The sequence below is a fragment of the Streptomyces gottesmaniae genome, assembly GCF_031845845.1.
Taxonomy (GTDB): Bacteria; Actinomycetota; Actinomycetes; order Streptomycetales; family Streptomycetaceae; genus Streptomyces; species Streptomyces akebiae.
On the sequence record NZ_JAVRFJ010000005.1, the window covers coordinates 77,690 to 96,711 of the forward strand.

General features: G+C 69.8%; 18 protein-coding genes. 2 read left to right on the forward strand and 16 right to left on the reverse strand.

The window, feature by feature from the left end; translation table 11 throughout:
- Nucleotides 1-47 precede the first annotated feature (47 nt).
- Nucleotides 48-1,712 (forward strand): allophanate hydrolase, encoded by a 1,665-nt coding sequence (atzF, locus tag RM704_RS07805; RefSeq protein WP_033531676.1) that lies wholly within the window; start codon nucleotides 48-50, stop codon nucleotides 1,710-1,712.
- 238 nt (nucleotides 1,713-1,950) lie between these two features.
- On the opposite strand, the gene RM704_RS07810 is transcribed toward atzF, so the two are convergent.
- From RM704_RS07810 to RM704_RS07860, 11 genes are all read right to left on the reverse strand, one after another.
- The gene (locus RM704_RS07810) at nucleotides 1,951-4,800 is read right to left on the reverse strand and encodes a DEAD/DEAH box helicase (protein WP_033531675.1); all 2,850 of its coding nucleotides are present in this window, start codon (nucleotides 4,798-4,800) and stop codon (nucleotides 1,951-1,953) included.
- A 76-nt stretch (nucleotides 4,801-4,876) separates the two neighbouring features.
- Complete coding sequence (tatC, locus tag RM704_RS07815) at nucleotides 4,877-5,827, reverse strand: twin-arginine translocase subunit TatC (protein ID WP_033531674.1); 951 nt, start codon at nucleotides 5,825-5,827, stop codon at nucleotides 4,877-4,879.
- Nucleotides 5,828-5,877: 50 nt separating this feature from the next.
- The gene (gene tatA / locus RM704_RS07820; RefSeq protein ID WP_033531673.1) at nucleotides 5,878-6,165 is read right to left on the reverse strand and encodes a Sec-independent protein translocase subunit TatA; all 288 of its coding nucleotides are present in this window, start codon (nucleotides 6,163-6,165) and stop codon (nucleotides 5,878-5,880) included.
- A 258-nt stretch (nucleotides 6,166-6,423) separates the two neighbouring features.
- Nucleotides 6,424-6,618, reverse strand: coding sequence for a hypothetical protein (locus tag RM704_RS07825; protein ID WP_033531672.1), 195 nt, complete (start codon nucleotides 6,616-6,618; stop codon nucleotides 6,424-6,426).
- 22 nt (nucleotides 6,619-6,640) lie between these two features.
- Nucleotides 6,641-6,901: a hypothetical protein gene (locus RM704_RS07830; protein ID WP_033531740.1), complete on the reverse strand. Its 261-nt coding sequence runs from the start codon at nucleotides 6,899-6,901 to the stop codon at nucleotides 6,641-6,643.
- Between the two features lie 176 nt (nucleotides 6,902-7,077).
- Nucleotides 7,078-8,079: a helix-turn-helix transcriptional regulator gene (locus RM704_RS07835; RefSeq protein WP_107072433.1), complete on the reverse strand. Its 1,002-nt coding sequence runs from the start codon at nucleotides 8,077-8,079 to the stop codon at nucleotides 7,078-7,080.
- Between the two features lie 15 nt (nucleotides 8,080-8,094).
- Nucleotides 8,095-9,072, reverse strand: coding sequence for a helix-turn-helix transcriptional regulator (locus RM704_RS07840; protein ID WP_033531670.1), 978 nt, complete (start codon nucleotides 9,070-9,072; stop codon nucleotides 8,095-8,097).
- Between the two features lie 150 nt (nucleotides 9,073-9,222).
- Nucleotides 9,223-9,594, reverse strand: a complete 372-nt coding sequence (locus tag RM704_RS07845; protein WP_033531669.1) for an FKBP-type peptidyl-prolyl cis-trans isomerase — start codon at nucleotides 9,592-9,594, stop codon at nucleotides 9,223-9,225.
- A 61-nt stretch (nucleotides 9,595-9,655) separates the two neighbouring features.
- Nucleotides 9,656-10,648, reverse strand: coding sequence for an FKBP-type peptidyl-prolyl cis-trans isomerase (locus tag RM704_RS07850; RefSeq protein ID WP_033531668.1), 993 nt, complete (start codon nucleotides 10,646-10,648; stop codon nucleotides 9,656-9,658).
- A 131-nt stretch (nucleotides 10,649-10,779) separates the two neighbouring features.
- Entirely contained in the window at nucleotides 10,780-12,141 is a 1,362-nt protein-coding gene (pafA, locus tag RM704_RS07855) for a Pup--protein ligase (protein ID WP_033531667.1), read from the reverse strand.
- A 9-nt stretch (nucleotides 12,142-12,150) separates the two neighbouring features.
- Nucleotides 12,151-13,410, reverse strand: coding sequence for an MFS transporter (locus RM704_RS07860; RefSeq protein WP_033531666.1), 1,260 nt, complete (start codon nucleotides 13,408-13,410; stop codon nucleotides 12,151-12,153).
- Between the two features lie 107 nt (nucleotides 13,411-13,517).
- On the opposite strand from RM704_RS07860, the gene RM704_RS07865 reads away from it, so the two are divergent.
- Entirely contained in the window at nucleotides 13,518-14,540 is a 1,023-nt protein-coding gene (locus RM704_RS07865) for a LacI family DNA-binding transcriptional regulator (protein ID WP_033531665.1), read from the forward strand.
- Nucleotides 14,541-14,659: 119 nt separating this feature from the next.
- Here the strand turns inward: RM704_RS07865 and prcA are convergent, their stop codons facing one another.
- From prcA to dop, 5 genes are all read right to left on the reverse strand, one after another.
- Nucleotides 14,660-15,406 carry a proteasome subunit alpha gene (gene prcA, locus RM704_RS07870; RefSeq protein ID WP_033531664.1) on the reverse strand — a complete coding sequence of 249 codons (747 nt, stop codon included), beginning with the start codon at nucleotides 15,404-15,406 and terminating at the stop codon, nucleotides 14,660-14,662.
- A gap of 67 nt (nucleotides 15,407-15,473) precedes the next feature.
- A complete protein-coding gene (gene prcB / locus RM704_RS07875; protein WP_033531663.1) occupies nucleotides 15,474-16,319 on the reverse strand; it encodes a proteasome subunit beta in 846 nt (281 codons plus the stop codon).
- The gene (locus tag RM704_RS07880) at nucleotides 16,271-16,864 is read right to left on the reverse strand and encodes an endonuclease VII domain-containing protein (RefSeq protein WP_033531662.1); all 594 of its coding nucleotides are present in this window, start codon (nucleotides 16,862-16,864) and stop codon (nucleotides 16,271-16,273) included. Before RM704_RS07880 ends, prcB begins: the two co-directional genes overlap by 49 nt.
- A gap of 41 nt (nucleotides 16,865-16,905) precedes the next feature.
- A complete protein-coding gene (locus tag RM704_RS07885; protein ID WP_005485230.1) occupies nucleotides 16,906-17,121 on the reverse strand; it encodes a ubiquitin-like protein Pup in 216 nt (71 codons plus the stop codon).
- 189 nt (nucleotides 17,122-17,310) lie between these two features.
- The gene (dop, locus tag RM704_RS07890) at nucleotides 17,311-18,822 is read right to left on the reverse strand and encodes a depupylase/deamidase Dop (RefSeq protein ID WP_369015702.1); all 1,512 of its coding nucleotides are present in this window, start codon (nucleotides 18,820-18,822) and stop codon (nucleotides 17,311-17,313) included.
- Nucleotides 18,823-19,022: the final 200 nt, after the last annotated feature.

Here is a 19,022-nt window from a genome sequence, read left to right on the forward strand (position 1 = left end):
GAGAAGCCCGACCGACCCGCAGCCGACCACAGCCCCCAGGAGCACAGATGCCCCACTCCCACTCCCCCACCCTCACCAGGGTCCGCGCCGCCTACGCCCGTATCGAAGCCGTCGACCGCCCCGAGATCTGGATCGACCTACGCCCCCGGGCCGAAGCGGAGGCCGAAGCCGAAGCCATCGACGCCCGCCTGGCCGCGGGCGCCCACCTCCCCCTCGCCGGCCGTCTCGTCGCCGTCAAGGGCAACATCGACGTCCACGGCCTGCCGACGACCGCCGGTTGCCCCGCGTACGCGTACACCCCGGACGCCGACGCGCCGGTCGTCGCCCGCCTCCGCGCGGCCGGCGCGCTCGTCCTCGGCACCACCAACCTCGACCAGTTCGCCACCGGCCTGGTCGGCACCCGCTCCCCGTACGGCGCCGTGCGGGGCGCCCACGACCCGTCCCGTGTCAGCGGCGGCTCCAGCGCGGGTTCGGCCGTGGCGGTGGCGCTGGGCCTCGTCGACTTCGCGCTCGGCACCGACACGGCGGGCTCCGGCAGGGTGCCCGCCGCGTTCAACGGCATCGTCGGCCTGAAGCCCACCCGGGGCCTGGTCCCCACCACCGGCGTGGTCCCGGCCTGCGCCTCGCTCGACTGCGTCACCGTGTTCGCCCGCACCCTCCCGGAGGCGGAACAGGCCCTCGCCCACATGGCCTCCCCGCCCGACCGAGCCCTCCCGCCCCTCCCTCCACGCACCCCGGGCCCCTGGCGCGTCGCGGTCCCCCCACGCGAGCAGCTGGGCGAGCTGGACGAGGGCTGGGCGGAGGCGTACGAGGCGACGGTGACCCGTCTGAGAGCCGCGGGCGCGGACGTACGCCCCCTGGACCTCGCCCCCTTCACCGAGGCGGCGGCCATGCTCTACCAGGGCGCTTTCGTGGCCGAGCGCTACACGGCGGTCGGCGCCTTCGTCGACAAGGCGATCGCGGACGGCGTCGACTCCCTGGACCCCACCGTCGCGGGGATCATCACCCGGGCCCGGGACATCCCGGCCCACCGGCTCTTCGCCGACCAGGACCAGCTGGCCACCCTGCGCACCCGCGCGCTCGCCGAACTGGCCGACGCGGACGCCCTGTTGCTGCCGACGACACCGGGCCACCCCACGCTCGCCGAGGTGGCCGCCGACCCGCTGGGCGCCAACGCCCGCCTCGGCCGTTTCACCAACTCCACGAACCTCTTCGACCTGGCGGCGGTGGCGGTCCCCGCGGGCGAGGCGGACGGTCTCCCCTTCGGCGTGATGCTCATCGGCCCGGCCTTCACGGACGACCGCCTGGCCCGCCTCGCCGCGGAGCTCCAGCCGGACACCCGCCTGGCGGTCGTCGGCGCCCACCTCTCGGGCCAGCCGCTGAACCCCCAACTGCTGTCCCTGGGCGCCCGACTGGAGCGAACGACCACGACGGCACCCGCCTACCGCCTCCACGCCTTGCGTACGGACCCGCCCAAGCCGGGCCTGGTCCACGTGGGCGAGGGCGGCGCCCCGATCGAGACCGAGATCTGGCGCCTCCCCGCCGAAGGCCTGGGCCGCCTGCTGACGACCCTCCCCCGCCCCATGGCCCTCGGCTCCGTCGAACTCTCCGACGGCACCCGAGCCCCGGGCTTCCTCTGCGAACCGACGGCTCTCCGGGACGCCCCGGACATCACGGAACACGGCGGCTGGAGGCGCTACCTGGCCCGCTGAGCCCGGGCCCAGGCCTCCTCCAGGGGTCAAGGGAAGGCTTCTGCTGCTTCGAGCCGCACGGGGACCCACACCAGAACCCCCACGGATTCAGGGGCACGGGGACCCACACACCAGAACCCCCACGGATTCAGGGGCGCGGGGAACTGCGCGAGAACCCCCACTCACCCGCACCCGCCGACGAACCCCAGCCCACCCCCACCCAGGGCAAACCCACCCCCACCCCGGGGCGAACCCACCCTCACCCCACCGACGAGTAAGCCACAACCCCCCGCAACACCCCGTCCACAGCCTTACGCGCACTCTTGCCCACGGTCGACCCGGCCGGCGCCGCCGCCGAGATCTGTCCCAGCACATCGATCACCTGCTTGCACCACCGCACGAAGTCACCCGCCGGCATCTCCGCCTCACGCAACACCTCGTCGAGCCCCGACCCCGAAGCCCACATGTACGCGGCCCAGGCGAAGCCGAGGTCGGGTTCCCGCTGCCCGACCCCCTCGCTCTGCGTGATCCGGAACTCCTCCTCCAGCGCGTCCAGCCGCCCCCAGATCCGCACCATCTCGCCCAGCGCGGCCCTGGCGTTCCCGGACGGCAGCTTCGGCGCCATCGCGTCGTCCCCCACGCGGGCCTCGTAGACCAGGGCCGAGACGCACGCCGCGAGCTCCGCCGGCCCGAGCCCCTCCCACACACCCGCCCGCAGACACTCACTGGCGAGCAGGTCCAGCTCGCCGTACAGCCGGGCGAGCCGCTTGCCGTGCTCGGTGACCTCGTCACCCCGCAGGTAGTCCAGCTCGGTGAGCAGGGCGACGATCCGGTCGAAGGTCCGCGCGATGGTGTTCGTGCGGCCCTCGATACGCCGCTCCAGCTGCGCGGTGTCCCGCTTGAGCCGGTGGTACCGCTCGGCCCACCGCGCGTGGTCCTCGCGCTCGTCGCAGCCGTGGCACGGATGCGCCCGCAACTCGGTGCGCAGCCGCGCGATCTCGCGGTCGTCCGCGGCGGCGGCCCGCCGCTTGCGGTGCCGGTCCGGCACCAGGTGCCCGGCCTTGGTGCGCAGCGCCGACGCCAGATCCCGGCGGGACTGCGGCGAACGCGGGTTGAAGGACTTCGGGATCCGCATCCGCTCCAACGCCTCCACCGGCACCGGGAAGTCCATCGACGCCAGCCGCTTGACCTGCCGCTCGGCGGTCAGCACCAGCGGACGCGGCCCGTCGTGGTGCTCGAACCCCCGGTGGCCGTTGGACCGCCCGGCGGGCAGCCCGGGGTCCAGCACCAGCGCGAGCCCGGCGTACTTGCCCGTCGGCACGTGGATGACGTCCCCGGGCTTCAGCTTCTCCAACGCGACGGCGGCCTCGGCGCGCCGCTGCGCGGCCCCCTGCTTGGCCAGCTCCGTCTCGCGGTCCTTGAGCTCCCGCCTGAGGCGCGCGTACTCGTCGAAGTCCCCGAGGTGGCAGGTCATGGACTCCCGGTAGCCTTCGAGGCCCTCCTCGTTGCGCTGCACCTGCCGGGAGATCCCGACGACCGACTTGTCGGCCTGGAACTGAGCGAACGAGGTCTCCAGCAACTCGCGCGAGCGGTGCCGCCCGAACTGTTCGACCAGGTTGACCGCCATGTTGTACGACGGCTTGAAGCTGGAGCGCAGCGGATACGTACGGGTGCCGGCGAGCCCGGCGAGGTGGTCGGGGTTCATGCCCCGCTGCCACAACACCACCGCATGGCCCTCGACATCGATGCCGCGCCGGCCCGCCCGCCCCGTCAGCTGGGTGTACTCACCGGGGGTGATGTCGGCGTGCTGCTCGCCGTTCCACTTGACGAGCTTCTCCAACACCACCGAGCGGGCGGGCATGTTGATGCCGAGCGCGAGGGTCTCGGTGGCGAACACGGCCTTGACCAGGCCACGTACGAAGAGTTCCTCGACGACCTCCTTGAACGTCGGCAGCATGCCCGCGTGGTGGGCCGCGATGCCACGCTCCAGGCCCTCCAACCACTCGTAGTAGCCGAGGACATGGAGGTCCTCGCGGGGAATGGAGCCGGTGCGCTCCTCGACGAGGGCGCGCACCTTGTGCCGGGACTCGTCGTCGTTCAGCCTGAGTCCCGCGTACAGGCACTGCTGGACGGCGGCCTCGCAGGCGGCGCGGCTGAAGATGAAGGTGATGGCGGGCAACAGACCTTCGGAGTCGAGCCGTTCGATGACTTCGGGCCGGCTCGGGATCCAGATCCTCGACCGCTGTCTGCGCTCGCGCTCACGGTCGGCCTCGCGCATGGAGCGGCCGCGACGGCGGTCCTGGAAGGAGGGCCGGCTGGCCTCCATCCGCGCCATCCGGGTCAGGTCCGGGTTGACGGCCTTCTTGTTGCCCTCGCCCTCCTCGAACAGGTCGTACATCCGCCGTCCGGCGAGCACGTGCTGGAACAGCGGCACCGGCCGGTGTTCGGAGACGATCACGTCGGTGTCGCCGCGCACGGTGTCCAGCCAGTCGCCGAACTCCTCCGCGTTCGACACGGTGGCCGAGAGGGAGACGAGGGTGACCGACTCGGGAAGATGGATGATCACCTCTTCCCACACCGCGCCCCGGAAGCGGTCGGAGAGGTAGTGCACCTCGTCCATGACCACGTACCCGAGGCCGAGGAGGGTCTGGGAACCCGCGTACAGCATGTTCCGCAGCACCTCGGTGGTCATCACGACCACGGGGGCGTCGGAGTTGACGCTGTTGTCACCGGTGAGCAGACCGACCTTGTCGGCGCCGTGACGGCGGCACAGGTCGGCGTACTTCTGGTTCGACAGGGCCTTGATGGGTGTCGTGTAGAAGCACTTCTTGCCCTGGAGCAGGGCGAGGTGGACGGCGAACTCGCCGACGATCGTCTTGCCCGAGCCGGTCGGGGCGGCCACCAGGACGCCCTTGCCCGCCTCCAGCGATTGGCAGGCCTCGATCTGGAAGGGATCGAGACCGAAGTCGTACATCTCGCGGAAGGAGGCGAGCGCGGTGGCCTGCTCGGCAGCGCGCCTACGTGCTGCCGCGTACCGCTCGGCCGGTGAGAGATCCTCTGTCATCGTGCTTTCGAGCGTACCGGGCCCCACTGACAACAGGACGATCATTATCCGGATCGTGGCACCGTCGAGATGAGGACCGTCCGCCGTCGTGGCGCCGCTTCGTGTCATGCGCCGCCGGTGCTCAGGTCACGTCGTCGTACCCGTTGATCCGTTCCCGCTCGGGCTCGGTCTGCGCGGGAAGCGCCTTGCTCACGGACACGGTCTCGATCTCGCCGATGTCCTCGGGGGTGAGATCCAGCTCGGAGGCCTCGTCGTCGGCGGGGCCGAGCGCATCGCGCCGGCGCCTGCGCTTGTCGTTCATCAGGGAGAACCCGGTGGCGACGAAGTACAGCAGGATGATCGGCGCGGCGAGCGAGAGCATCGAGACCGGGTCGACGGTCGGGGTGGCGAACGCGGCGAACACGGTGACACCCATGATCATGGCCCGCCACCAGCCCAGCATCCGGCGGCCGGTGACCATGCCGGTCATGTTCATCATGACGAGCACGAGCGGCAGCTCGAAGGAGAGGCCGAAGACGATGACCATGCGGGTCACGAGGTCCAGCAGCTCGTCCAGGGGCAGCAGGTTGACGGCGTTGTCAGGGGTGAAGTCCAGCAGGACCTCGGCGGCCGCGGGCAGCACGTGGTACGAGAAGTAGGCGCCCACCATGAACAGGGGGAAGCCCGCCGCCACGAAGGCCATCGAGTAGCGCTTCTCGTGCCGGTGCAGGCCGGGCGCGATGAAGGCCCACAGCTGATAGAGCCAGACCGGGCTCGCGATGACCACACCGGCCGTCAGGGACACCTTGATCATCAGCGTGAACGGACCCATCAGACCCGACATCGTGATGTTGCCGCAGGCTCCGGTGCTCTCCTTGGCGAGCTCGGTGAAGTCGCGCGTGCACCCGACGGACTCCTGGACCGGCCGGGTGAGGAAGTTGATGATCTCCTGGTAGAAGACCAGACCCACCACAGAGGCCACGATGATGGCCAGGAGCGCTTTGCCCAGCCGGTTGCGGAGCTCGCGAAGGTGCTCCACGAGGGGCATCCGCCCCTCGGGATCCTTCTCCTTGTTGCGGGCAGACTTGAGCAACCCACGTCCTCATCTCGTGCGGCAGGCCGGAAGTCTGATCCGGCCTTGCGTCAGCGCTTGGTGGTGTCCGTCGGCTCGCTCACCGGGCGCGAGCTGGTCACGTCGCCGGGGGCGGCCTGGATGGTGCGCTGGGCCGGAGCGTCGCTGCCGGCGTGCGGAGGCGCGGCCGCCGCGGTGGTGTCGTCCTGGCCGTCCGACTTCATGGCCTTGGCCTCGCTCTTGAGGATGCGGGCGGACTTGCCCAGCGAGCGCGCCATGTCCGGAAGCTTCTTCGCACCGAACAGCAGGATGATGACGACGAGGATCAGAATGATCTCGGTGGGGCCGAGCCTACCCATAGCTGTCTACCTTCTTCACCGAGGCGGCGGGTGGGGGCTGTCCGACCGGTCGGACAAGTGTCCGAACGATCGTACTGGCAGCGATCGTAACGCTCAGGGGTGAACGCTGGGCAATCCCCGTGCGTACTCCCGATTCGCGACCCGGGCCTCGTTCTCCGCGCCGCGACAGGCAGCGTACCTGGCCAAGGTGAGAAGGTGACAGGGCGAAGTGGCGCAAAACGCACCGCGCTGTCAACTCACAGGGGCCTCGGCCGCACCTCACAGAGCGTCCACGGAGCGGGCCGCGCTCGCCGTCGCCCGCTCCAGATCCTCCGCGGCCCGGCTGATCCTCCGCGCCGACTCCGTCACCTGCGCACCGAGCCGCCGAGCCTCCAGAAAGACCCGCACGGCCAGCACCCCGAGCACGACCAGCCCCACGAAACCGACAGCCACCGCGAACATCGCCCAGAACATGAGCCGACCCTAGCCCCTTGCCCTACCCCGCCGAATGCAGCCTGAGGGTCCGCACGCCGCCCCCGGTCAGCAGCTCGACGATGCGCTCGCCGGCCGGCTTGCGAACGGCGGTGCCGCACTCGGGGCAGGTGAAGGAGTAGAAGGTGGTCTTGCTGGTGGCGCCGATGGCGAGACGCAGCGCGCTCGCGCCCAGCTCGAAGTTGGCCCGGCAGTCGGGGCAGCCGGCACGGAACACCACGTCGACCGCTTTCCTCATCCCCGCGAACGCGACCGCGACGGTCATCTCCCGGATCTCCTGGATCTCCTGCACCCCGGACTTCACACCGGACTTCACACCCGACACAACCGACCCGCCGCTCACAGCCCTCGCATCTCCCTTTTCCGGTCGTACGTCGTCGTACGTCGTCGTCGCGCCCCACCGTCACGGTCCCGCGCTCCCGAGGTCACGCGGCCCGCCCGTCACGGTCCCGTCGTCGTCACAGCCTCGTCGTAGGCCGCCAGCGCCTCACGGGCCGCCCGGCGGGCAGCGTCGGCCAGGTCCTGCGGGGAGACGATCCGGCCGTCGCGCCCGAGCCGCAGCGCCAGACGCCGCAGCGAGGCGGGGTCGGGGGTGCGCAGAGTGATGCGCAGCCCGCCCTCCGGCAGCTCCTCGGCGCTGTCGTGCGGGTAGTACTCGGCCACCCAGCGCCCGCCCGGACCGACCTCGACGACGACCTCGGGGTCCTCCGCGGCCGGCTGCACCAGCGCCTCCGACAGGTCCCGCAGCTCGATCTCGGGCGGCGCGGACGGCTCGTCGAGGATCTTGATCTCGGCGACCCGGTCCAGCCGGAACGTCCGCCGGGCCTCGGAGCGGCGGCACCAGGCCTCGACATAGGTGTGGCCGACGCTGACCAGGCGGATCGGGTCGATCTCGCGCTCGGTGACCTCGTCCCGGGCGGGCGAGTAGTAGCGGATCCACAGCCGCCGACGCTCCGAGATGGCCCGGTCGACGTCCGCGAAGACCCCGCCCTCGGCCTCGAAGGTGACCGACAGCCGTGAGCTGGCGCCCGCCGCCTCCCCGGCCGCGGTCTCGACCTTGGCGGTGGCCCGCAGCAGGGCCTGCCGGTCGCTCTCGCGCAGCCCGGGCAGCGTGGCGACCGCGCGGGCGGCCACCAGCAGGGCCGTGGCCTCGTCGGCGGCCAGCCTCAGCGGCTCGGCGGCCTCCGCGCCCAGGGCTGCCGGGTTGTGCCACCAGATGCGCTCGCCGTCGGTGTCGATGTCCAGCAGGTCACCACCGCGGAAACTGGTCCCGCACATGGGCAGCACATCGAGGTCCGAGACCAGCTCGTCCTCGGTGATCCCGAAGGCACGGGCGACGTCCTCGATCCGGGCTCCGGGCCGCTCCCGCAGATACGTCACCAGGGAGAGCATCCGCCGAGTCTGATCGATGGCGTTCGCCGGCCGGGCCGGTTTTCCCACCACGTTCCTACGTCCCCCTCAACCCTTGGCCACGGCACGCAGCCGGTCCACCACGTCGGCCCGCAGCTCGGCGGGCTCCAGGACCACCACGTCGGGCCCGAACTCGACCAGCCAGGCATCCAGACCGTGCCCGTACGGAATCTCCAACTCGTCCCAGCCGTCCCCGAGTTCCCGTACGAGGGAGGCCTTCGCCCGCAGCGGGTAGCCGGCGCCGGAACGCAGCCGGATCAGCGCGGAGCGGTCGGCGGTCTCCCCCGCCCAGCTCGCGACCGTCTCCCGCACGGTGACGACGTCGGGGACCTCGGCGGTGAAGGCCGCACCCCGGCTGCGGACCTTGCCGGTGATCCGGGAGAGCCGGAAGACCCGCTCCGCACCCCGGTCCCGGTCGAAGCCGGCCAGATACCAGTGACCGCGCCAGCACTCCAGCGCCCACGGCTCGACATGGCGGGGCTCGGGGCGCGCGGCGGTCGCCTTGCGGTACTCGAACACGACCGGGCGCCGGTCACGGCAGGCCAGCATCAGCGGCTCGAAGGCGGCCTCGTGCACCGGGATGCGCGGCTCCAGGGCCCCATGGGCCTCGTACGGGTCGACTCCCTCGGGCAGCCCGGCCGCGCGCAGCTTCTGCAGGGCACCGCTCGCGGCCCCGGCGAGGCGGGCCTGCTGCCAGACCTTCGCGGCGAGACCGAGGGCCGCGGCCTCCTCGGCGTCGAGCGTGATCGGCGGGAGGCTGTTGCTGTCGCGGCGCGCCAGATAGCCGACCTCGCCGTCGAGGTTCTCCACCGTCTCGATGACCAGGCCGAGTTCGCGCAGATCGTCCTTGTCGCGCTCGAACATGCGGTTGAAGGAGTCGTCGCTGCCGGCTGCGCCGCTTCCCGTCCCGGCGGCCTCGACGTACGCCTCGATCGAATCCCGCAGCTCGCGCTTGCTGAGCGGCCGGCGCGTCCCCAGCAGACACAGCGCCAGGTTCATCAACCGCTCGGCCTTGGCAATGGCCATCGACGCCCTTCCTCCGGGTGTTTCCGCGGCACGACCGTACCGCTACGAAGCGTCGCGGCAAAAGCCGAGGGCCCATGCCCGAAAAGGCATGGACCCAAGACAGTCGGGACCGGTCACGGCACGGTCGCCGCGGACCCGGCATCCGACAGATCAGACCCCGAGGAGGTCGACCACGAAGATCAGCGTCTCACCGGGCTTGATCGCCGGGGTCGGGCTCTGGTTCCCGTAGGCGAGGTGGGCCGGAATGGTCAGCTGGCGACGGCCACCGACCTTCATGCCCTGCACACCCTGGTCCCATCCCTTGATGACACGACCGCCACCGAGCGGGAACCGGAACGGCGTCCCACGATTCCAGCTGGCGTCGAACTCCTCACCGGTGGAGTAGGACACACCCACGTAGTGCACGGTGACGGTCTGGCCCGCCTGGGCCACCTCGCCGTCGCCCTCCCAGATGTCCTTGATCTCCAGGTCCGCCGGCGGCTCGCCCTCGGGAAAGTCGATCTCGGGCTTGTCAATGCTCACGTCTTCAGGCTCCTGCTTGTGTACGAACGAGGCAACGCGGACAGTCTCGCATCCCCGGGGTTCACATCTTCGCGAGGATGTCCACGGTGAACACCATCACGGAGTCCTTCTTGATGTCGCTGCCGCTCGGCGGCGTGTCCCCGTAACCCAGCTCCGGCGGGATGACGATGAGGAGGCGACTGCCCACCTTCTTGCCGGTCATGCCCTGCGACCAGCCCTTGACGACCTGCTTCAGCCCGAACGAGCTCAGCGCCTCCCGGCTGTACGAGGAGTCGAACTCCTTGCCGGTGTCCCAGAGCACGCCCTTGTACTGCACCAGCAGGCTGTCGTCCGCACCGACCTCGGGGCCGTCGCCCTCGAGGATGTAGTTCGCGACGAGCTTCTTCGGCGGGTCGACCTTCGGCACCTCGATGGAGGGCGCCTTGCCGTCGGTGTTGGTGCCCACCTTCGGCAGGTCCACATCGTCCTGCGCGACCTTCGTGCCCTTCGCCGAGCTCTTGGCGTTGAAGGTGTCCTGCACGTCGACGACGAAGACCAGCGTGTCGGTGCCCTTGATCCCCGCCTGCGCGTTGCCGTCCGGGCCGTAGCCCCAGGTCGGCGGCACGGCCATCTGGACCCGGCTGCCGGCCTTCTTGCCGGTCAGCGCATAGCGCCAGCCGTCGATGATGCCCTGTGGGGCAAGCTGGATGACCAGCGGCGTCTTACGGTCGTAGGAGTTGTCGAAGACCTTCGCCGTGGACCAGATCTGCCCCAGGTAGTTCGCCTGGACGTAGTCGCCCTCGGCGACCGTCTTGCCGCTGCCCGCGATGACCGTCTTCACCGCCAGGTCCTTCGACGGATCCCCGCTGCCCTTCGCGACGGTCGGCTTCTCGTCGAACTTCACACCGGCCGTGATCGCCGGCAGCGGACCGTCCACGATCTTCGGCGGCTTCGCCCCGCTCGCCGACGCGGACGGGCTGCTGCTGGCCTTGGCCGAGTCTGACTCGCTGTCACCACAGGCGGCGAGCGTGACCAGTCCAGCGGGAACAGCGATGAGGAGTGAGCGTCGGCGCACGGTGAAGGCCTCGTATCGGTCGATCTTGTCGGATGGCGTGCGCGCAACTCTACGGCGTGAGAAGGGCGCCGTACGGCAAACGTACGGCGCCCCGCGTTGCGTTCCGACAATCGAGCCCGGAACATTCCGGCTCACATTCCGGCGATCAGCTTCTCCACCCGGTCGTCCACCGAACGGAACGGGTCCTTGCACAACACCGTGCGTTGCGCCTGGTCGTTGAGCTTGAGATGCACCCAGTCGACCGTGAAATCCCGACGCTGTTCCTGCGCGCGCCGGATGAAGTCACCGCGCAGCCGGGCCCGAGTGGTCTGCGGCGGAACCGACTTGCCCTCGAAGATCTTCAAGTCATTGCAGATGCGGGCGGCCTGACCTTTCCTCTCCAACAGGTAGTAGAGGCCACGACGGCGGTGGATGTCGTGATACGCGAGGTCTATCTGCGCGACGCGCGGATGCGACATGGTCATGTTGTGCTTGGCCCGGTACCGCTCGATGAGCTTGTACTTCATCACCCAGTCGATCTCGGTACCGATCCGGTCGAGGTCCTCCGCCTCGATCGCGTCCAGCGTGCGGCCCCACAGCTCCAGGACCTGCTCGACGGTGCCCGTACGGATGCCGCGGCGCTCCACGAAGTCCACGGCCTTCTCGTAGTACTCGCGCTGCACCTCCAGCGCGGAGGCCTCCCGGCCGCTGGCCAGCCGCACCTTGCGACGGCCGGTGATGTCATGGCTGACCTCGCGGATCGCCCGGATCGGGTTCTCCAGGGTGAGGTCACGCATGACCGTGCCCGCCTCGATCATGCGCAGCACCAGGTCGGTGGCACCGACCTTGAGCAGCATGGTCGTCTCGGACATGTTCGAGTCGCCCACGATGACGTGGAGACGGCGGTACCGCTCGGCGTCCGCGTGCGGTTCGTCACGGGTGTTGATGATCGGCCGGGAGCGGGTGGTCGCCGAGCTGACGCCCTCCCAGATGTGCTCCGCGCGCTGGCTCACGCAGTACACCGCACCACGCGGGGTCTGCAGCACCTTGCCCGCGCCGCACAGCAACTGCCGGGTGACGAGGAACGGAATCAGGATGTCGGCGAGACGGGAGAACTCCCCGTGCCGCGCCACCAGATAGTTCTCATGGCAACCGTATGAGTTGCCCGCCGAGTCCGTGTTGTTCTTGAAGAGGTAGACGTCGCCCGCGATTCCCTCCTCGTGCAGGCGGCGTTCGGCGTCGACCAGCAGTCCTTCGAGAATGCGCTCGCCGGCCTTGTCGTGAGTGACCAGTTCGGTCACGTTGTCACATTCGGGTGTCGCGTATTCCGGATGTGAGCCCACGTCGAGATAGAGGCGGGCCCCGTTCCGCAGAAACACATTGCTGCTGCGGCCCCATGACACGACACGGCGGAAGAGGTACCGCGCCACCTCGTCAGGAGACAGACGGCGCTGTCCCCTGAACGTGCACGTGACGCCGTACTCGTTCTCCAGCCCGAAAATGCGGCGGTCCATGACTGAACATTACGCCCGATCCACCGAGCTGAAACGGGGTTCGACAGCACGGTTTGGATCATTTTCCGATGAGACCGCAACCACCGCACCCGCGGAGGGAGCAGCGAGAACCCGACCGGTGGCCAGCAGAACCAGCAACGACACGGCCCCCGCGGCACCCGGCACGACGAACCCCCACAGCGTCCCGCCCCACTCCACGACCGGCCCCGTCACGGCCGTGCCGACCGACTGGCCCACCGTGAACGTCGTCACGATCCAGGAGAACGCCTCCGTGACCGTGCCCCGCGGCGCGTGCCGGTCCACGAGGACGAACACACACGCGATCGCCGGCGCCAGGAACACTCCCGCGAGTGTCGTCAGCCCCGTCATCCCCACCGGACCCGGCATCAGCGTCAGCGGCACGTAGCACACCGCCAGCAGCGCCACCAGCACCTGCAGACGCCGCTCCGGCGCACCGCTCCACCGCCGCGCGCCGTACGCCGCGCCTCCCACGAGCGCCCCCAGCCCGACACCCGCCATCAGCCATCCGTACACCGCGTCCCCGCCGTGACCGTCCGCGTACGACACGGCGGCGACGGTGATCGAGCCGAGCGCGACACCGACGAAGAGGAACGCGCCCAGCAGCGCCAGCAGTCCGGGCGAGCGCAGCGCGCCCAGCCAGTGGGCCTCGCGCGGGGCGGAGCGCCAGGCCCGCGAGGGCGGCGAGACGACCACCCACAGCGCCCCGAGCACCCCGACGGCACTCAGCACGACGAGCGCGGCCGACGCCGACCACAGGGCCACGCACAACGTCACCAGCAGCGGCCCGACGGTGAACATGACCTCCTGGGCCACGGCGTCCATCGCGTACGCCGTGTGCACCTGCTCCTCCTTGCGCAGCACGGAGGACCACAGGGCCCGCAGCCCGCCCTCCAGAGGCGGCGTGCACAGCCCCGCGACCGCCATGGCGAGATAGGCCACCGGAAGCGTCTCCAGCCCCGACAGCGCGAAGACGACCATGGCGAGGGCGGAGACGACCGCCGCCGGCAGCTGCACCCGCGGCTGGCCGTACAGGTCCACCAGCCGCCCCAGCAGCGGCTGACCCACGGCGTTGGCCAGCCCGTACACGGCCGCCAGGGCGCCCGCGAGGCTGTAGGTGCCGCCCTCCGCGCGGACGAAGAGCACGATCGCGATGGCGGCGGTGGCGTTCGGCAGCCGGCCCACCAGCGTTCCGGCGAGCAGCCGGGCGGCGTGCCGCGTCCTGAGGATCTCGAGGTATCCGGCGGCCATGTCCTGCCTCTCGACGGGCTCTCGCGAGCGACGTGTTACGTATAACGTCTCCCGTCATACGTACCATGTGCCCTGACCACGAGTCCAGACGAGGGAGCAGGCCGACGGTGGCACGAGGTAGTACACGGCCCACGAGCCGTGACGTCGCCCAGGCCGCCGGCGTCTCCCAGGCCGCCGTCTCACTCGTCCTCGGCGACAAATGGCGCGGCCGCGTCTCCGAGACCACGGCGGAACGCGTACGGCAGGCCGCGCGCGAGCTCGGCTACCGGCCCAACCTCGCCGCCCGCAACCTCCGCCTCGGCCGCACCCGCACCGTCCTGCTGGTGGTCCCCGCCCTGACCACCGAGTTCTTCGCCGGCGTCTACACCGGCGCCGCGCGCGTCGCCGCCCGACACGGCTTCGGCGTGGTCCTGTACCCCTCCCCCGAGGGCGTCGGCCCCGCCCGCGACCCCTTCGCCTCCGCCCAGGCCGCCCTCGACGGCGTGATCGCCTCGTCCATGGCCGCGGACGCGCTCACCGCCATCCGGGGCGACCAACTACCCCTCGTCATGCTGGACAGCGACCCCGAAGGCAGCCTCGGAGCCGCCACGGTCAACCTCGACATCCGCGACGGCGTCCGACAGGTCGCCGAACACCTGCTCGCCCTGGGGCACCGCGACTTCCTGCATCTCGCCGCGGACATCCCCTCCTGGACCTTCCACGTCCGCGCGCGGGAGCTGGCCGCACGGGTGGGTTCGGTGCCGGGCGCGTCCCTGCGGACGGCCGCCGCGCCGATCTCCATCGAGGGAGCACTGGCCGCCGCCGAAGCGGCCCTGACCGAAACCGGCGGCGCCCAAGGACGTCCCACCGCGGTGGTCTGCGACGACGACAAGCTGGCGGCCGGGGTCTACAAGGCCGTACGGCGACTGGGACTGCGCATCCCGGAGGACGTGTCCGTGACCGGCCTCGACGACCTCGCCCTCGCCACGGCACTCGATCCCGAGCTGACCACCGTGCGGCTCGACTCGGAGCTGTTCGGGGAACGGGGAATGGAAGCGCTGCTGGCCGTCCTGGACGGGCGCACGCCGACGGAGGGGGACATCCCGGTGCACCTGGTGGTACGGGGCTCCACGGCCCGGGCAGGGGCCTGAGCCACGGCACCCTCGGCCACCTCCGCGAACGACGCCTCCGCGAACGACACGGAACGCCGCGCGCCCCGGCCTGTGCCGGCCGGGGCGCACTACGGGCAGGGCAGTACGAGCCGCAAGGGCTACTCGTCCTCGTCCTCCGTGGAACTCTCCGCCTCCGTGGTGGCGCCACCCACCTCCAGCAGACGGGCGAGCTGACGGCCGACGATGCGCTTGAACTTGCGCTGCTGCGGACGCGTACGGTCCAGGACCGCCACCTCCAGACGCTCGGCGGGGATCTCCCGCTCCGTGCCGTTGGTGTCGCGCGACAGCGCCTGGACGGCGAGCTTCAGCGCCTCCGCCAGGGACATGCCGTCCTGGTGCCGCTGGTCCAGATAGCTGCTGATCTGCTCGGCGTTGCCACCGACCGCGACCGAACCGTGCTCGTCGACGATCGAACCGTCGTGCGGCAGCCGATAGATCTGGTCACCCTCGGGGGTCTCCCCCACCTCGGCCACGACCAGCTCCACCTCGTACGGCTTCTCGGCCGCCGAGGAGAAGATCGTGCCCAGCGTCTGGGCGTACACGTTGGCGAGACCACGGGCGGTCACGTCGTCACGGTCGTAGGTGTACCCACGAAGGTCGGCGTAGCGCACACCACCGATCCGCAGGTTCTCGTACTCGTTGTACTTGCCGGCGGCCGCGAAGCCGATCCGGTCGTAGATCTCGCTGAACTTGTGCAGCGCGCGGGACGGGTTCTCGCCGACGAACACGATGCCGTCGGCGTACTGCAGCACGACCAGGCTGCGGCCACGGGCGATGCCCTTGCGGGCGTACTCCGCCCGGTCGGCCATCGCCTGCTGGGGTGAGACATAGAACGGCGTCGACACCGGTTATCCGTCCCTTTCTGTCGAAGTCACTGGATCACCTTGATAAGAGGGCCGTCGACCGGACCGGCTAGAGCAGGGCGGCGCGGGGGCCGTCGGGCTGCTCCAGACGCCGCTCCAGGATCGAGCGGGCGATCTCGGAGGACTCCTCGTCGGTGAGACGGCGGAAGCCGTCCTCGGTGATCACGGTGACGATGGGGTAGATCCGGCGGGCGACATCGGGGCCACCGGTGGCCGAGTCGTCGTCTGCCGCGTCGTAGAGGGCCTGGATCACCAGGGTGGTGGCCTCGTCCTCGGTGAGGTCGGCACGGAAGAGCTTCTTCATGGCCCCGCGCGCGAAGATCGAGCCGGAGCCGGTGGCCGCGTAGCCGCTCTCCTCGGAACGGCCGCCCGTCACGTCGTAGGAGAAGATGCGCCCCTTCTCGCGGTCCACGTCGTAACCGGCGAAGAGCGGGACGACGGCCAGACCCTGCATGGCCATGCCGAGGTTGGAACGGATCATGGTGGACAGCCGGTTCGCCTTGCCCTCCAGGGAGAGCTGGGCGCCTTCCACCTTCTCGAAGTGCTCCAGCTCCAGCTGGAACAGCTTCACCATCTCCACGGCCAGACCGGCCGTACCGGCGATGCCCACCGCCGAGTACTCGTCCGCCGGGAACACCTTCTCGATGTCCCGCTGCGCGATCATGTTCCCCATCGTGGCCCGGCGGTCACCGGCGAGCACCACGCCGCCGGGGAACGTCACGGCGACGATCGTCGTTCCGTGCGGGGCCTCGATGACGCCCTGGGTCGGCGGCAGCTGCCGCTTGCCGGGGAGCAGCTCCGGCTGGTGGTCCGACAGGAAGTCCATGAAGGACGACGACCCAGGCGTCAGGAAGGCAGCTGGTAGACGCCCGGTGCTACGAGTGTTGGCTTCCACGCGTTTCCTTCCAGATATGTCGCAGCCCGCCTCATGACGTCGGGCCGATCCTTGAACTGCCCCAGCGCCGCGTTGCAGCTGAAGCACAGTACGCCTCGGACCCTACCCGTCTCGTGGCAGTGATCCACATGTTCGGCGGGGGCAGCAAGACAGATGCAACAGATGCCATGCTGCTCGGCGATCATCACGTCCAACTCGGCTGGCGTGAGACCGTACTTGCGCTTGAAGTAGCTGATCCGATTTCGTTCAGCGCGGCATTCACGGCAGTAGCTGGCCCAGCCGTCAGAAGACGACTTGTTGCGCTCCCACCCCGAGTGAGGCTTCACGTCTTCACACTGCGGGCACCGCTTGTGTCCCGGCGGTACCGGGACCTTCGCCCGGACCTTCTTCCCCTTGGCTTCCTGGCGCTGCCGGTAGTACTCGGCAGAGCACTCCCGGCAGTACGCCTGGAGGCCATCCGGCATGGACTTGTTGCTCGCGAACGCCGTGCGCGGCAGGTCCTGCCTGCACCGCGAGCAACACCTCGCCTCAATCTCTTCGTTCAATCCGAGCTTCCCCCGATTTCACCTTTGAATCAAAGGTGAAATCACTCGCCACCCTTCTGAACAAATGACCTCACGAAATCCTCTGCGTTCTCTTCGAGCACATCATCGATTTCGTCGAGCACGGAGTCGACGTCGTCGCTCAGCTTCTCCTGGCGTTCCTTGAGGTCCTCCGAGGCCTGCGCCTCCGGCGCCGCCTCGGTCTCCTCCGTGGAACGGGTGGCCTTCTGCTGGCCGCCGCCGGTGTCCTTGGTCGCCATAACCCTCACCCCGCTCTGTTTGCCCGACATGGTCGGCAGGTCGGCTTTCCTGCCGATCGGTGATGATCAGACCCTACAAGCCGGGTCCGACATTGGCCCCGTCGTTTCCACAACGTCCGGGGGCCACCTCGATGATTCCCGGACGGCGGTGTTTCCACCCTGCTCGGCTGATCACGATTGAAGCCCGGTTCAGTGCCCGGACAACACCCTGACCAGGTCTTCCGCCGTGCGGCAGCGGTCCAGGAGCTCCTTGACGTGATTTCGCGTTCCGCGAAGCGGTTCGAGGGTTGGGACGCGCTGGAGCGAGTCCCGGCCCGGGAGGTCGAAGATCACCGAGTCCCAGGAGGCCGCCGCGACGTCGTCCGCGTACTGCTCCAGACAGCGGCCGCGGAAGTACGCGCGGGTGTCCTCCGGCGGCTTCGTACGGGCCCGGTCGACGTCCGCCTCGGTCAGGAGCCGCTTCATCTTGCCGCGGGCCGCGAGACGGTTGTAGAGGCCCTTCTCGGCGCGCACGTCGGCGTACTGCAGGTCGACGAGGTGCAGCCGGGCGGCGTCCCAGTCGAGGTCGTCGCGGCGCCTGTAGCCCTCCATCAGCTCTCGCTTGGCGACCCAGTCCAGTTCCCCGGAGAGGCTCATCGGGTCGTTCTCGAGCCGGTTGAGGGTGTCCTCCCACCTGCTCAGGACGTCCTTGGTCTGATCGTCCGCGTCCGCCCCGAACCGCTCCTCCACGTACTTGCGCGACAGCTCGTAGTACTCCATCTGGAGCTGTACGGCGGTCAGGGTGCGCCCGCTGCGGAGGGTGACCAGGCGTTGCAGGGTCGGGTCGTGCGAGACCTGGTGGAGGGTGCGTACGGGCTGGTCGACGGCGAGGTCGACGGCGATGAAGCCGTCCTCGATCATGGACAGGACCAGGGCTGTCGTGCCCAGCTTCAGATAGGTGGAGATCTCCGACAGGTTCGCGTCGCCGATGATCACGTGGAGGCGGCGGTACTTCTCCGCGTCCGCGTGGGGCTCGTCGCGGGTGTTGATGATGGGGCGCTTCAGCGTCGTCTCCAGGCCGACCTCGACCTCGAAGTAGTCGGCGCGCTGGCTGAGCTGGAAGCCGTGCTCGTGGCCGTCCTGGCCGATGCCGACGCGGCCGGCGCCGGCGAAGACCTGGCGGGAGACGAAGAACGGCGTGAGGTGGCGCACGATGTCCGAGAAGGCGGTTTCCCGCTTCATCAGGTAGTTCTCGTGCGTGCCGTAGGAGGCGCCCTTGTTGTCGGTGTTGTTCTTGTAGAGGTGGATCGGCTGGGCGCCGGGGAGCTGGGCGGCGCGGTCGGCGGCTTCGGCCATGATGCGCTCGCCGGCCTTGTCCCAGAGGACGGCGTCCAGGGGGTTGGTGACCTCGGGTGCGCTGTATTCGGGGTGGGCGTGGTCGACGTAGAGCCGCGCGCCGTTGGTGAGGATGACATTGGCGAGGCCGATGTCCTCGTCGGTGAGCTGGCTGGAGTCGGCGGCCTCGCGGGCGAGGTCGAAGCCTCGCGCGTCCCGCAGCGGATTCTCCTCCTCGAAGTCCCAGCGGGCCCGGCGGGCCCGGTGCATCGCCGCTGCGTAGGCGTTGACGATCTGGGACGAGGTGAGCATGGCATTGGCATTGGGGTGGCCGGGGACGGAGATCCCGTACTCCGTCTCGATGCCCATTACTCGCCGTACGGTCATGCGGCCCTCCTTGCCCGGCGGCGTCCTCGGTCGGGGACGCTGCTCAAGTACCGCTGGCGCTCCGGTGCGTGTGCGGTGCCCGTCCCCGCACTGCGCGACTCGGCGGTACGAACGAGCCTAGAACGGCTTCGCGCTGGTGGGGAGATCATTTGCGTCATTGCCTCGCTCCGGCTTGTCCCTGGAAAACAGTCGGCTGCGGG

Excerpts from the sequence above, each read along its gene's own strand:
- atzF (WP_033531676.1), top strand. The coding sequence starts at position 48 with ATGCCCCACTCCCACTCCCCCACCCTCACCAGGGTCCGCGCCGCCTAC.
- RM704_RS07810 (WP_033531675.1), bottom strand. The coding sequence starts at position 4,800 with ATGATCGTCCTGTTGTCAGTGGGGCCCGGTACGCTCGAAAGCACGATG.
- tatA (WP_033531673.1), bottom strand. The coding sequence starts at position 6,165 with ATGGGTAGGCTCGGCCCCACCGAGATCATTCTGATCCTCGTCGTCATC.
- RM704_RS07825 (WP_033531672.1), bottom strand. The coding sequence starts at position 6,618 with ATGTTCTGGGCGATGTTCGCGGTGGCTGTCGGTTTCGTGGGGCTGGTC.
- RM704_RS07830 (WP_033531740.1), bottom strand. The coding sequence starts at position 6,901 with ATGACCGTCGCGGTCGCGTTCGCGGGGATGAGGAAAGCGGTCGACGTG.
- RM704_RS07840 (WP_033531670.1), bottom strand. The coding sequence starts at position 9,072 with ATGGCCATTGCCAAGGCCGAGCGGTTGATGAACCTGGCGCTGTGTCTG.
- pafA (WP_033531667.1), bottom strand. The coding sequence starts at position 12,141 with ATGGACCGCCGCATTTTCGGGCTGGAGAACGAGTACGGCGTCACGTGC.
- RM704_RS07860 (WP_033531666.1), bottom strand. The coding sequence starts at position 13,410 with ATGGCCGCCGGATACCTCGAGATCCTCAGGACGCGGCACGCCGCCCGG.
- RM704_RS07885 (WP_005485230.1), bottom strand. The coding sequence starts at position 17,121 with ATGGCGACCAAGGACACCGGCGGCGGCCAGCAGAAGGCCACCCGTTCC.
- dop (WP_369015702.1), bottom strand. The coding sequence starts at position 18,822 with ATGACCGTACGGCGAGTAATGGGCATCGAGACGGAGTACGGGATCTCC.